This window comes from Bacillus sanguinis, from assembly GCF_018332475.1.
GTDB lineage: Bacteria > Bacillota > Bacilli > Bacillales > Bacillaceae_G > Bacillus_A > Bacillus_A sanguinis.
In genome coordinates this window covers 1-13568 of sequence record NZ_BOQB01000198.1, presented here as the reverse complement: position 1 = coordinate 13568, position 13568 = coordinate 1, and the positions used below count along the sequence as shown (strand labels likewise).

The 13568-nt window shown below is 34.6% G+C and carries 14 protein-coding genes and 1 pseudogene; 11 read left to right on the top strand and 4 right to left on the bottom strand.

The genetic code is table 11. The annotated features are described in order from the left end of the window. Positions 1-106 precede the first annotated feature (106 nt). From KI369_RS20340 to KI369_RS20325, 4 genes are all read right to left on the bottom strand, one after another. Positions 107-1144: a serine hydrolase domain-containing protein gene (locus KI369_RS20340; RefSeq protein ID WP_212957179.1), complete on the bottom strand. Its 1038-nt coding sequence runs from the start codon at positions 1142-1144 to the stop codon at positions 107-109. Between the two features lie 615 nt (positions 1145-1759). Next, positions 1760-3550: a helix-turn-helix transcriptional regulator gene (locus KI369_RS20335; RefSeq protein WP_212957177.1), complete on the bottom strand. Its 1791-nt coding sequence runs from the start codon at positions 3548-3550 to the stop codon at positions 1760-1762. Positions 3551-3554: 4 nt separating this feature from the next. After that, on the bottom strand, positions 3555-4145 hold the full coding sequence (locus KI369_RS20330; protein ID WP_063224260.1) for a sensor domain-containing protein: 591 nt from the start codon (positions 4143-4145) through the stop codon (positions 3555-3557). Between the two features lie 335 nt (positions 4146-4480). Then, positions 4481-5641 carry a serine hydrolase domain-containing protein gene (locus KI369_RS20325; RefSeq protein WP_212957176.1) on the bottom strand — a complete coding sequence of 387 codons (1161 nt, stop codon included), beginning with the start codon at positions 5639-5641 and terminating at the stop codon, positions 4481-4483. 567 nt (positions 5642-6208) lie between these two features. On the opposite strand from KI369_RS20325, the pseudogene KI369_RS20320 reads away from it, so the two are divergent. The 11 genes and pseudogenes from KI369_RS20320 to KI369_RS20270 all read left to right on the top strand — a co-directional run. Next, positions 6209-7933, top strand: a pseudogene (locus KI369_RS20320) (serine hydrolase domain-containing protein); the annotation flags it as partial. Beyond that, the gene (gene comGA / locus KI369_RS20315; RefSeq protein WP_212957178.1) at positions 7913-8956 is read left to right on the top strand and encodes a competence type IV pilus ATPase ComGA; all 1044 of its coding nucleotides are present in this window, start codon (positions 7913-7915) and stop codon (positions 8954-8956) included. The pseudogene KI369_RS20320 and the gene comGA, both read left to right, overlap by 21 nt. Then, positions 8949-9980: a competence type IV pilus assembly protein ComGB gene (gene comGB / locus KI369_RS20310; protein ID WP_212957175.1), complete on the top strand. Its 1032-nt coding sequence runs from the start codon at positions 8949-8951 to the stop codon at positions 9978-9980. The genes comGA and comGB overlap by 8 nt, the downstream gene beginning before the upstream one ends. An 11-nt stretch (positions 9981-9991) precedes the next feature. Continuing rightward, positions 9992-10291, top strand: a complete 300-nt coding sequence (comGC, locus tag KI369_RS20305; protein WP_001178696.1) for a comG operon protein ComGC — start codon at positions 9992-9994, stop codon at positions 10289-10291. Further along, complete coding sequence (gene comGD / locus KI369_RS20300) at positions 10288-10743, top strand: competence type IV pilus minor pilin ComGD (RefSeq protein ID WP_212957174.1); 456 nt, start codon at positions 10288-10290, stop codon at positions 10741-10743. Before comGC ends, comGD begins: the two co-directional genes overlap by 4 nt. Further along, positions 10736-11038 carry a competence type IV pilus minor pilin ComGE gene (gene comGE, locus KI369_RS20295; protein ID WP_212957173.1) on the top strand — a complete coding sequence of 101 codons (303 nt, stop codon included), beginning with the start codon at positions 10736-10738 and terminating at the stop codon, positions 11036-11038. Before comGD ends, comGE begins: the two co-directional genes overlap by 8 nt. Further along, positions 11008-11478, top strand: a complete 471-nt coding sequence (comGF, locus tag KI369_RS20290) for a competence type IV pilus minor pilin ComGF (protein WP_212957172.1) — start codon at positions 11008-11010, stop codon at positions 11476-11478. Before comGE ends, comGF begins: the two co-directional genes overlap by 31 nt. After that, positions 11475-11846, top strand: coding sequence for a competence type IV pilus minor pilin ComGG (gene comGG / locus KI369_RS20285; RefSeq protein ID WP_212957171.1), 372 nt, complete (start codon positions 11475-11477; stop codon positions 11844-11846). The genes comGF and comGG overlap by 4 nt, the downstream gene beginning before the upstream one ends. Before the next feature lie 175 nt (positions 11847-12021). After that, positions 12022-12672 carry a 2OG-Fe(II) oxygenase gene (locus KI369_RS20280; RefSeq protein ID WP_212957169.1) on the top strand — a complete coding sequence of 217 codons (651 nt, stop codon included), beginning with the start codon at positions 12022-12024 and terminating at the stop codon, positions 12670-12672. A 118-nt stretch (positions 12673-12790) separates the two neighbouring features. Further along, positions 12791-13288 carry a shikimate kinase gene (locus tag KI369_RS20275; RefSeq protein ID WP_212957168.1) on the top strand — a complete coding sequence of 166 codons (498 nt, stop codon included), beginning with the start codon at positions 12791-12793 and terminating at the stop codon, positions 13286-13288. A 38-nt stretch (positions 13289-13326) separates the two neighbouring features. Beyond that, the gene (locus tag KI369_RS20270; protein WP_000106080.1) at positions 13327-13527 is read left to right on the top strand and encodes a YqzE family protein; all 201 of its coding nucleotides are present in this window, start codon (positions 13327-13329) and stop codon (positions 13525-13527) included. The last annotated feature ends 41 nt before the right edge of the window (positions 13528-13568 follow it).

Below are 13568 nucleotides of genomic sequence, written 5' to 3'. Positions count from 1 at the left end.
ATTCTAAGGTCATTTCCGTTTTTTGATTGGATTTTGAGAAAGTGCAAGGTAAATTCTTTTAAACAATATAAACCAAATCCAAATACTGATTCTAATCTCTATTTTTTTACTTTTCTAAAACAATTTCTGCTATTTTATTAGCATATTTTTTAGAGTCAAATTCATCATAGTTACTTAGTACCGCAACAGACAAATATTCTTCTGGAAACCGCATGAAGTGTGAACGATAACCTGCCCAACTTCCTGAATGTTCTAAGTATCGACAGTTAAAACCTTCAGTAACTCTCAACCCAAAAGCATAATCTTCATTGTCAATAATCATTTCTCCAGTTGGAGAAACTTTCAGACCTATTTCGCTCATTCTTTTAACGAGTTCTTTTCCACCAACGGTACCTGTCGTTAAATTTTCTCCCCATTTTACCAGGTCTTCAACTGTTGTATGAACTGCCCCATCCCCTGTATGTTCCCAAGGGCTTTCATAGATTTTATATATTCCTTGTTCATCCTTCGAATATCCACTAGCAATTGCTACAGTAGTTGGATAGTAATCCACAATTGTTGTGGCTCTCATATTTAAAGGACCAAAAATACAATCCTTTGTAAACTGACATAGAGACTTGCCACTTACCTTCTCTATCACTTGTGATAATAAAAAATACCCTGTATTGCTATACTCAAATTTTGTGCCAACTGGGAACCTTGCGATTTGATGACCATTAAAGTGTTTTAGCGATTCTTCTACAGTTAGTTTGTCAGTATATTTAATATTCTCTGCTTCAGCCAATTCCATATAATCAACTAGTCCACCAGTGTGATGAATTAGTTGTCTCAATGTTACAGGTTCAGCATATGCTCCTATAGAAGGGACAAACTTTACAATTGAATCATCTAAACTTAATCTCCCCCCTTGTTCTAAGAGTAATATAGAAAATGCTGTGAATTGTTTAGAAACTGAGGCTACATTAAAAACGGTTTTGGTAGTTATGGGTAGATTTTTCTCTATAGAAGCTAAGCCAACTGCACCCTTATAAGTTACTCCGCTATCTAAACTAGCAATATATGCACAGCCAGGAGCTTTTGATGAAAACTTTTTTAATAATTGTTTAATCGATGTATGCGTCTTTTCATTATATGTATTATTCACCTCAATCACATGCCCTTCCCTTTAAATGATTAGAAATATATTAACCTGTTATTTTTTCCAATTACACATCTTACTTCAATTCAAAACGACTTATTTTATATTTGACTACAATCAAGCACTATTATACTAATTTCTTTAGTTTCTAAATTCTTCTCTTTTTAGAGAGCTTTAATTTAGTGAGTATTATTATCCTCGAATTTACAGAAATTCCTCTTTCAATTCTAAAATTAATTACTCATGGCAACTTAATAGATATTTTCTAAATTGGGTCAATAACATCTATCTTGCTTTCAGATTTAGGACCGATGTACTAGCGAATATAAAAACTATTTACCAGACCTCTGTGAAAATAGTTTTGAATAAAATATTCATCTACCTTAAACCTTGTTTCAATTTCAGTTATAGTCTACAAATTTTATAGTCATCGTCTATAGTGTTTTACTTTTTCGATAAGAAAATCCGAATAACCTTTTTAAACAACTTTATTCACAAAAAAGCAGTGGCGTTCCAAATCTTTATTTTTCATTTTAGTTTCAAATGTAGGATTGGGTAGTAATGCCCTGTATTATCTGTAAGTTCCCCATTGACTTCAGCTAACTAGTTCAAGTGAGAGAGTCAAGAAAGTAATCCTATATCTTTTGCCTTTTGTACTGCATCTTCTCGATTTTTAACTCCTAGCTTCTCATAAAGATTGGAGGCGTAATTTCTTACCGTTCCGTTTGACAAGTAAAGTGTCGAAGCTATTGTTTTATAACGGCTTCCTTGTGATAATAGTTCCAAAATCTCTAATTCTCGTTTCGTTAATCCATACTCTTTTCCATCTGATTGTGATTCAAATAATCCTGTTTCTTCATTTTCTTCCCACATTCTATGGAACAAGTCATGAGTAATCATCGTGCCTCCTCGATAGACTAGACGAATTGATTCAGCTAGTTCACGCGAATCTATGGATTTCAATAAGTATCCATCCGCACCATTTCGTATAATTTCTTTTGCCCTTTCTGTATTCTGAAAGGTTGACAGAATGAGTACACGAATGTCCGGCCATTTTTCCTTAATCACTTTAGTCGCATGAATCCCATCTAGATTTGGCATCTCTAAATCCATTAATACTACATCTGGTTTTAATCTCTCACACAATTCCAAAGCCCGTTCTCCATCTTCAGCCATTCCCACTACTTGTAAATCCTCCTGTCCATCCAAAATTGTATGAAGACTTTCTCGGATAAAAGAATGATCGTCGACAATACACAGGCGGATTTGTTCATTAGAAAGTTGTACTTGTTTCGGTAAAACACATGAAATTAATGTCCCTTCCCCTTTTTTGGAATAAACAATGACTCTTCCTTGCAACTGACTTACACGCTCTTTCATTGCAGTTAATCCAAAACCATCCTTCCATTCTTCTGCTCCACAGCCATTATCCTGTACATCCAATCTTATCTGTTGTGGTTCAAAATGAAGTGACACAATGATTTCTGTGGAATGCCCATGGCGAACAGCATTTGTTAGTGATTCCTGCAAGCTCCGATATAGTGTCATTTTTGATTGTTTAGAGACCATATACTCTTCCCCTATTATTTGAGTACGTACATTTACTTTTACATGTTTCTTAAATTCGTCTGTCAATTGTTGTAATGTGACAGCTAAGGGAAGCGATTCTTGCGATAAATCCAATTGATGTAAATACAGCCTTACTTCTTCCATACTGTTACGGGCCAATTGTAATAATGAATCGAGCTGTTGCTCTCCTTCTTTAGACTTTAATTCCATACGTAATGTTTCCATCCCCATAATAATTGAAGTATAGGAATGCCCCATCGTATCGTGTAAGTCTTTTGAGAGCCTGTCACGTTCCTCAAGTAATGTAATCCGCTCAACTTGGGATACGTATTGTTCCAATACATGTTTCTGGTTTCGAATAGTTTCACTTTGACGGTAATTAATAGCCAGTAAACGAAAGAAAGAGCCCATAGCAAAAGCTAAACTGAGTTGTAGGATGATTGCCCATAAATCTGTTACTTTGGAAAATATCGCAATAAGCAATGGGAATAAAATAATTGTGGTAGGACCCGACCAACGGTAAGATTTATGAGCACTATTTGCCGCAATCATAAAAGTTGGCATTAAAAAAGTAAGATAGGCTGACGGAAATAATAAAGTTAAATAGAAACACACTCCGCCAAATAATATTATTTCAGTAAACAAATAATAGCGATAACTAAACATTAAACAAATCCAAGGTACTGAGAATGAAACTATTTCCCAAAGAATAATGATCCAAAATGATACTGTCAAATGATCTTGTTGTTGGATAGTCGTTGATATCAATGATAGCCAAATAATAAAACGTATACAAAGTAAGGTCCAATCATACCAAAACCATAGTTTCAAAGTCTTAAACAAATTATCACTCCTTTATAGCTTTAAACATGGAACGCGTGTACATTCCAATAATTTGAACTAAGCAGTTTCCAATAAAATTATGTATCACGATGAGAATGAAACCAACAATCATGACAAAAATTGCTGTCTCCCATGAATCCACAGCTATGCCCAATAAGTATATATTAAAATATCGAAAAAGTAAGGGTGTAACGATACATACTAGTGGCATTACATACAGTAAAACAGCACATATAAGACTCATTATTCCGACCAAAAATTTCTGCATGAGCCAAAAAATAGCCCTCCAGTTGCTATTATTGAGGATTGTATCTCTCGCTTTAATCCATTTATCTCCCTCCTCTTTTTTTCTTGGTTCGAATAACTCTATCGATATATCTGTATAAATCTTTGTCTGAATACGTTCATACTGAACAAACGTGTGAGTTGTTTGCAGCACCCATGCTAATAAGGGAATACCCAAAAAGATAATCGTCATTACTAATGCAAATGTAACGCTGATCAGATAGAAACAAAAGTAAAAAAAACCGGATACAAAGGTAAATAACAAGAAATAAAAATCTTGCAAAGTTTTTTGAGCTAATGCTTTCGTCATTAATATCTCTCCTCCTCTTTCATTGCTAATGCGTTAAAAGCCACTCTTTTATTCTAAGTATTTTTCTGTCAAATACGGTAGTGTCAAAATGTCATGGTTTGTATGACATAACTATCAATACAGCCTTATTCCACTCAACTTTTGTTATCCTTTATAAATATGACAAAAAGTTCACTATCGAATATGATTCGCCACTTGATAGGGGTACAGCCACATGTCCATCAAATTAGGAACTTGCTTTACCCCAAAAATTTTTCAGAATAAGTTTTTTTGAACCAGAAAGGTATATTTTCAACTATAAAAACTATGACAAAATTTATCCAATTTCCTTTTATCTACTTGCTAAATTCAGCAAGTAAAATATTTTTAAAAGGGTCAGGACTATTAGCTATGCGGTTATTTAAGCTGATTGCCAATGTATGCTTTCCTCCAAGTGTGCCTCCAGCAAGAGTAGAAAAACCTGGAGAGCCACCTGTGTGTCCCCATATCGATACACCGTTTGGAAGTTTAGTTTCATAGATTCCAAGACCATATTCATCCATTCCTTCTATTCCTGTAGGAACTGTAGTAAGCATTTGTTTTAGTTGCTGTTCCTTCAGTAATTTTCCACTAAGCAAGTAAGAGAAAAATTTGTTTAAGTCATCAGCAGTAGAAATTATATCTCCATCCGAATTACCTGGGTAAGAATACGTAACATCTTTTGGTCCACTTGCTTCATCTAGTTGGAAATATCCACGAGCATGATTGGTACCTGGGATAACAGTTGAATTACCAGGTAGGAATGTATTCAACAAATCGAGCGGTTCAACAATCCGATTTTCAACCTCTTCTGCATAGCTATTTCCAGTTACTTTTTCAATAAGGATACCCAGTATTACGTATCCCGTGTTTGAATAAGACCAGCCCTTGCCTGGAGCAAAGTCTGGGGGAAGAGAAATTCCCATCTTTACTAATTCTTCAGCCGTATATATTTTTTTTGTATCCAAAATATCATAGTCTTTTGACTTTAAGTATTCGGCAATCCCACTTGTATGATTCAATATCTGCCGAATCGTAATCTGGTTACCATCATATCCGTTTCCTTGAATGACACCAGGCAACCATTTTTCGATGGAGTCATCTAGATTCAAGCGATTTTCTCCAGCTAATTGAAGTAGAACTGTTGCAATGAATGTCTTCGTCACACTGCCAATACGAAAGCGATAATCTGCTTTCATTGGTTTCTTCGTTCTCAGATCCGCTACCCCAGCAGCATAACTCCACGTTTTTCTATCCTTTGAAATTTTAGCGAGTATTCCAGGGTATCCAAGTTGTAGTGTATCCCGCATTGCTTGCTTAACAGAAGTACGATTTTGTTGGGTACTTATTTGTAACGAACTAGATACATTTTGAGTGGGCTCTGCTTTTACAATTGAGGTTGGCGTTGTATATAATAGAGAACTTCCAGTCATTAAAAGACCTAAACCTGTAGATGTAATCTGACAATGCTTTTTCATAAAGATATTCTTCTCCTCTATTCATATTTTATCGGTAGTTATTTGCTGTTTTATACTAGTCACACAGCTTTCATCTTTACCAAAGGCAAATGGACAAGATTTGATTTGCAAGTATCTTACTCAGTATTATTTTCACGAACGCTATTGAATCCTAACAAACGGTAAATCCCTCTTTTTCCACATGTATGTTAATCCTAAAAATTACTTCTTTTCCTTAAAACAATCTCGTTACTGGTTTATTTTTCATAAATATGTCATACCTGTTTCCCTTTCATGCCTCTTTACCTTTTTATCATACGCAATGAAAATCTCCCCTCCTCATTTATTAATAACCGCTCTTTGATACTAAGTGTTTTTCTGTCATACACAGTAGTGTCAAAATGTCATGATTTTTATGACATAACTATTAATACAGCTTTATCGACTCAATTTTTGTTCTTCTTTATAAATATTACAAAAACTCACTACCTACTATGACTTGCCTCTTGCTACACTCTGTTCATACGCTAACGGGTGCTAACTCGTTTCGCTAACAAAAAAACAAATCAATTAAAGGAGCTTACAAAAATGAAACAAGCAATTAACAAACTGGGGATTGTTGCAGTTCTTCTTTCTTCTTCAACAATGATTTCCGCGTGTTCCCAACAATTATTAGAAGCTGAAAAATCAAAACCATTAGCATCCTCGACTAATACTCAAATGATGGAAGGACCTAATAATAAAAAAGAAATAGAATCTTTTGCTGACCCGTTATTTGAAGAAAAAATGAAGAAGTATAATGTGAACGGTTCTAGTTTTGTCGTCGTTCATGATGGAAAGGTCGTTGTCAATAAAGGATATGGATATGCCAATAAAGAAAAGAAAATCCCCGTCACTAAGGATACGGTCTTTCAAATCGCTTCAGTCTCAAAAACTTTTACTGCTTTGGCTGTGATGCAGCAAGTCGATAAAGGAAAGCTTAAACTAGATCAAGACGTACAAAAATATCTTGGTGGATTAAAAATCCCTAATCAAACAGGGAAACCTCTCACCCTGTTTGATATGCTCACTTATACTAGCGGGGTAGATTTTCCGGACCTCACAAATATAACTGGACCCGAATACGTTCATAATAGTATACCAATGAAAGAATTTTTCTCTAAACATATGCCAACGGTGATACGGGCACCAGGGGAAGCTTATACGTATGACAACGTCTCATTTGCGCTCGCAGGGTTTGCAGTAGAGAATGCTACTAACACCCCTTTCTCGAAATATATGGAAAAAAATATTTTCAAACCATTAGATATGAAATCCACGAGTATGAGCTTTACGCCTGACCTTCTCGAAAGAATGGCTACACATTATGGTCCCACTGGTGATCCGATTCCAACAAGTGGGAGCGGTTTAAGGGATACACCACAAGGAAGCATTTTATCTACTGCGGAAGACATGTCAAAATACATGATTATGCAACTACAGAAAGGAACGTTTAAAGACAAAGAAATTGTAAGTAAAAAAAGCATAGATATGATGCATGCCTATCAAGTTTTTGACGATAAGACAATCCCTGTTGCGACAATTGGATTTGAAACACCTTTTAATAAATTTGCTAACGGTCAACACGTTGTAATGAAAGGTGGAAGTATGCCTGGACATCAATCACTGCTGATTTTAGTGCCTGAACAAAAAACAGCATTCTTCATGTCTTACAATAATGATTCAATGATGAGTATAGACATATATGAAGCTCTCATGGATCACTACTTCCCTGCTAAGAAGAATGAAGTAAAAACAAGTTATCTTCCGTTAGAAGAAAAAGAAGCTCATAAATACTTGGGCTTATTCCAAAATACGCGTTTCTCTGCAATTCGCACTCATTTTACTTATGAAAATGGGAATTTGGTCATGGAGGGTGGAACAACTGGAAAACAAGTTCTGAAAATGATTCATCCGTTGTTATTTGAAGATTCGGAAGGCAACAAAGTTGCTTTCAAAAAGAATTCAGCAGGAGAAATCACATATTTTCACTACACCTCTCCTAAAAGCTTTGATTTTGTAGCAGATGCTCAGAAAATTAACAACAAACTACCTTTTGATGACGTGCCACCAAAGAATAAATATAGAAGTCACATTGATAATCTTCATGCTCTAAATATTATGGGTGCTAAGACAGATAATCTATTTAATCCGATGGACACCATGACACAAGGAGAATTTGCGGATATGCTGTTACTTGCTCACGGATGGAACGGTTTTCCAGACGAATCCAAGGAGGCAAGGGGAAAAATGATGAATGGAATTGAAAGTTTTGCGAATACAATTTTGAAAGAGGCGTGTAGGGTACAAGCTTCAGATTTACATATTGTGCCCCGGAAGAAGGATGTAGTGATTCAATTGCGTATAGGAAAAGATTTAATGATGAAACACTGTATCGAAAAGGAATTTGGAGAAAAACTTGTTTCACATTTTAAATTTTTAGCCTCCATGGATATAGGGGAGAGGCGGAAGCCACAAAATGGTTCACTGTATTTACAAATGGATGGACAAGAAGTGTATTTACGCCTTTCCACACTTCCAACCGTATATCAAGAAAGTCTCGTTATTCGTCTTCATTTACAAGCATCTATTCAGCCGTTATCTCATCTTTCGTTATTTCCAAGTACAGCGAAAAAACTACTCTCTTTTTTACATTATTCCCATGGGTTACTCGTATTTACTGGACCGACAGGTTCTGGAAAGACAACAACAATGTATGCATTATTAGAGGTAATTAGAAAAAAGAAAACACGTCGCATCGTTACACTGGAGGACCCAGTTGAAAAAAGAAATGACGATGTATTACAAATTCAAATAAATGAAAAAGCAGGTATCACATATGAGGCGGGATTAAAGGCTATTTTACGTCATGACCCAGATATTATTTTAGTCGGTGAAATTCGTGATGAAGAAACAGCGAAAATCGCTATAAGAGCAAGTTTGACTGGACATTTAGTAATGACGACACTGCATACGAATGATGCGAAAGGGACGATACTCCGGTTCATGGATTTTGGCATAACGAGGCAAGAGATTGAACAATCGTTATTGGCTATAGCTGCACAGCGACTTGTCGAATTGAAGTGTCCGTTTTGCAAAAGAAAGTGCTCAACTTTATGCAAATCAATGAGGCAAGTAAGGCAAGCGAGTATTTATGAGTTGTTATATGGATATGAGTTAAAACAAGCAATTAAAGAAGCAAACGGGGAATGTGTCACATACAAGCACGAAACATTAGAAGCTTTGATACGAAAAGGATACGCTTTAGGATTTTTAGAAGAGGATGTGTATGTTTAAGAAAATATGGAGTTTAAGTGATCAAGTAATATTGCTGAAAAGATTAGGAGAACTATTAGAAAAAGGCTACTCCCTTTTGCAGGCATTAGAATTTTTACGATTTCAATTATCTTTAGAAAAGAAAGTACAATTGCAGAGCATGATTGATGGATTGAAAGATGGAAAAAGTCTACACGATTCTTTTCATCAATTAATGTTCCATCAGGAGATGTTAAGTTATTTATTTTATGCCGAGCAACATGGTGATATTTCTTTTGCGTTGCAACAAGGGAGTGCACTTCTTTATAAAAAGGATAAGTATAGGAAAGATATGATGAAAATAATGCAGTATCCTATGTTTTTGGCGCTCTTTTTAATAATCATGATTTTTGTTTTTAACCGTATTTTATTACCGCAAGTTGACATGGTATATAGTTCATTCGGTTCTACAGTACCGTTATTTACAGAACAAATATTAAGTGTAATTAAGCTACTACCCTATCTTGTTTTTAGCACTATTTTTATCGTTATGATTGGCTCTAGTGTGTATATATTTTACTTTCAGAAACTCCCGAATATGAAGCAGGTAAAAATTAAGCTTCGTATTCCCCTCGTAAAAACATTCCTTATTTTAAAGAATTCGCATTATTTCGCCACGCAATTGAGTGGCTTATTACACGGCGGACTATCAGTACTTGAGGCTCTAACAATAATGATGGAACAAAAATATCATCCATTCTTTCAGTATGAAGCGGGCCGAATTAAACACCAATTAATTGCGGGAGAGCCGTTGCAATCTATTATTGCTAAAAGTGGATATTACGAGGAAGAACTTTCTTATATTATTACGCATGGACAAGCAAACGGTAATTTGGCGATTGAATTAGGTGACTATAGCGATCTTATTATGGAAAAGATGGAACAAAAAATTAAACGTATGTTAGTGATCATTCAACCGATTTTATTTACGTGTATTGGAGGGATAGTCATTCTTATGTATTTAGCAATGATTATGCCAATGTTTCAAATGATGAATTCTATTTAGGAGGTATGTTCATGCAGAATGAGGAGGGGTTTACCCTGTTAGAAATGTTATTAGTTATGGTCGTCATAACTGTATTGTTGCTGTTAATTATTCCTAATGTAGTTACGCAGCGTTCATCCGTCGAAGGAAAAGGATGTAAAGCCTATGTGAAATCTATAGAAGCGCAAGTACAAGTATACCAACTACAACATAATAAAATTCCTACACTAAAAGAGTTAAGTGATGAAAAATATATTACAGCTGATAAGTGTCCAAATGGTGAATCTATTCATATTTCCAATGATGGCACAGTCACTAGTGGGAAACTGTGAAGCAAAAAGGTTTTACACTTTTAGAAATGCTACTCGTTCTATTTGCAATTTCTGTACTAAGTATGGTCACGTATTTTAACGTACATTCATTACATGAAAAACAAAAAATTGAACAATTTTTAAGACAGTTTTCAAATGATATTTTGTATATGCAACAATTAGCGATAAACCGCCAAAAATACTATACATTACGATGGTATAAAAATAGACATACGTATTATATAGGGGAGCTAGGCACAAATCTTACTATCATTAAAAGAGAATATGATAGCGATATACAAATTGATTTGAATACTTTTCCAAATCCGATGACATATAATCCGAGTGGAAATATTAATAGAGGTGGCACGATCTTACTTTCGTATCGAAGTTATAAATATGAGATTGTATTTCAGCTTGGAAGAGGGAGATTTACGTATCGTGAAATGTCAAAAAGGGTCAGTGATGGCTGAGATGCTTGTAGCATTAAGTATATTAATGATGGCAGTATCTTTACTACTTCCGCAAACAGTATTGATTATGCAAGAACGAAAAAACATACAAATTCGTTATAAAGCATTTGTATTATTAAAAAGGGAAGCAGCTTTATATATGTATGAGAATGGGACGAAACAACCGCAAGAAAAAGTTGTAAACGGAAATGTATATTACACATATTGGGGAGGAAATGAAGTTTGTGCTATGTGGAAAGATGTGAAAGGAAGAGAGACGGAACAATGCTTTTATGCAGGAGAAAAAATAAATTAGAAGTTGGTTTTACATTAATAGAAATGATCGTATGTTTTTTTCTGTTATCACTGTTCTTTTTACTCTTGCCACGTTTAAATTTTATTGGAATAGAAAACAACCAATCAAAAGGATTAAATAATTGGGAATGGGATGTGTTTTTAGGGCAAGTACAGTTAGAATTTCGTGAAGTATCTTTTGTAGAAAAAGTAGTCCCTGAAAATAAAGATAGTCTTTTGCGCTTCCGTCTTCGCACTGGGGATGAAGTGACGTATGAAAAGTTGAATAATCATCTTATAAGAAAGGTGAATATGCGCGGAAGAGAAGTTATATTACAAAATGTTAAAATGGTTTCGTATGAAGTAACACCTCATTTGCTCTTAATAAATGTGAAAGATATGAGTGGGAAAACATATGAAGGTGTAGCTGTCAGGTATAGCGAAATGGAAATAAATAAATGAGAAAACAAGATGGATTTACAATGCCAGGAACAATCATTTTTCTTGTATTATTAACTTCGTTCTTTATATACGAAACGAATATGCTGCTTATAGATAAAAATTTTTATATTGAAATAGAGCAAAAGTTTGTACTGGAGGAACTACTAAATCGATCTATTACAAATATAAAACAGGATTTACAGCAAAAAGAAAAGGAAGATACATTTTTCTTTCAATATGAAAAGGGCGAAGCAAGTGGAAATTACGTCTTTGAAAACGATGTTATTCTCGTTTCGTTGCAGTGCAAAATAAAACCGGAAGTTTTCTATAAAGTAAGCTTTCGCTATAGAAAAAAGGATGAGAAAATAATCGATTGGATAGAAGGATAGTAAGTGAAATATATAGATAAAAAACCATGATTCCTCCTTTAAAAATAGGCTGTTTTTTTAAAGGAAATGGATAAATAAAACAATTAAAAGTTTAAATTTTCTCAAAAAAGAGAAAGGTAGAAAGAATATGATATATTCATGCTATCCAATCATTATTTTTAGGGAGAATAGGGAAATGACAAATAACAATCAAATAGGTGAAAATAAGGAACAAACTATTTTTGATCATAAAGGAAATGCAATTATGACAGAAGATAGGGAAATACACATTATTTCAAAATTCGAAGAACCTCTTATTGTCGTGTTAGGAAATGTATTAAGTGATGAAGAATGTGAAGAATTAATTGAATTGTCTAAAAGTAAGTTAGCGCGTTCAAAAGTTGGTTCATCACGTGATGTAAATGATATTCGAACGAGTAAGGGTGCATTTTTAGATGATAATGAGCTTACTGCGAAGATTGAAAAACGCATTTCATCTATCATGAATGTTCCTGCGTCGCACGGTGAAGGATTGCACATTTTAAATTATGAAGTGGATCAACAATATAAAGCGCACTATGATTATTTTGCGGAACATAGTAGATCAGCTGCTAATAATCGTATTAGTACACTTGTCATGTATTTAAATGATGTAGAAGAAGGCGGAGAAACGTTCTTTCCAAAATTAAATCTTTCTGTGAACCCTAGAAAAGGAATGGCAGTATACTTTGAGTATTTCTATCAAGACCAATCATTAAATGAGCTTACGTTACACGGAGGGGCACCTGTAATGAAAGGTGAGAAATGGATTGCAACGCAGTGGGTGAGAAGAGGTACTTATAAGTAAAGGCGTGTTTCTGACGTTTTGTTCTTCATTGTATAAGGAGAACAAAACGTTTTTTTATTAAATAATGTAATCTTTCGTTATAATAACAAATAATAACGGATGATTGAGAGGAACGAACATGAAATCTATATACATAACCGGTTATATGGGAGCAGGGAAAACAACAATTGGAAAAGCATTAAGTAAAGAACTTCATATGGATGTTGTCGATACCGACAAAAAAATTGAAGAGAAGCAGGAGAAGGTAATTCGTGCTATTTTTGCCGAAGAAGGCGAAATGGTTTTTCGGGAATATGAAAGTGAAATGTTACGTTCACTACCGAGTTGTAATGTAATTATTACAACTGGAGGTGGAATCATTGAACGAGAGGAAAACCGAAAGTGGATGAAGGAAAATGGAACTGTCGTGTATTTATATTGTGATCCACATGTAATTGCAGAAAGACTTCGTGAAGATACGACGCGTCCACTATTTCAGAAGAAAGATATAGAGGCGTTTGTGGCAAAATTTGAATCGCGCCGAGCTTATTATGAAGAGGCTCATATTCATATTGATACGACGAATAAGTCTGTAAAGCAAATTATGAATGAATTAAAAGAAAAGATTAATGAATAAGAAAGTGGACATACTAATCAAGTAGAGGTGATGATAATATGTCTACTAATGATTATGTTCGCTTTGTGACACAACAGTTTGTGTCGTATATGGATGCTCCAAAAGAAGATCGAAAACAAAAGAAAGAACAACGACGTGCTGAAAAAGAGCCATTTATGAATAAGTGGTTTGGTGTTATGCCGCTAAGTGCTGCTTTGTTTTATCGAAATGTAAAAGATAAAAGAAAAAAATCAAGTTAACGATTTCGTAATATGTGTAGCAAAACAAAAATCCCCTAGTA

Coding starts and splice junctions, on each gene's coding strand:
- KI369_RS20330 (WP_063224260.1), bottom strand. CDS start 4,145: ATGACGAAAGCATTAGCTCAAAAAACTTTGCAAGATTTTTATTTCTTG.
- KI369_RS20325 (WP_212957176.1), bottom strand. CDS start 5,641: ATGAAAAAGCATTGTCAGATTACATCTACAGGTTTAGGTCTTTTAATG.
- comGA (WP_212957178.1), top strand. CDS start 7,913: ATGAATGGAATTGAAAGTTTTGCGAATACAATTTTGAAAGAGGCGTGT.
- comGB (WP_212957175.1), top strand. CDS start 8,949: ATGTTTAAGAAAATATGGAGTTTAAGTGATCAAGTAATATTGCTGAAA.
- comGC (WP_001178696.1), top strand. CDS start 9,992: ATGCAGAATGAGGAGGGGTTTACCCTGTTAGAAATGTTATTAGTTATG.
- comGE (WP_212957173.1), top strand. CDS start 10,736: ATGGCTGAGATGCTTGTAGCATTAAGTATATTAATGATGGCAGTATCT.
- comGF (WP_212957172.1), top strand. CDS start 11,008: ATGCTTTTATGCAGGAGAAAAAATAAATTAGAAGTTGGTTTTACATTA.
- comGG (WP_212957171.1), top strand. CDS start 11,475: ATGAGAAAACAAGATGGATTTACAATGCCAGGAACAATCATTTTTCTT.
- KI369_RS20280 (WP_212957169.1), top strand. CDS start 12,022: ATGACAAATAACAATCAAATAGGTGAAAATAAGGAACAAACTATTTTT.
- KI369_RS20275 (WP_212957168.1), top strand. CDS start 12,791: ATGAAATCTATATACATAACCGGTTATATGGGAGCAGGGAAAACAACA.
- KI369_RS20270 (WP_000106080.1), top strand. CDS start 13,327: ATGTCTACTAATGATTATGTTCGCTTTGTGACACAACAGTTTGTGTCG.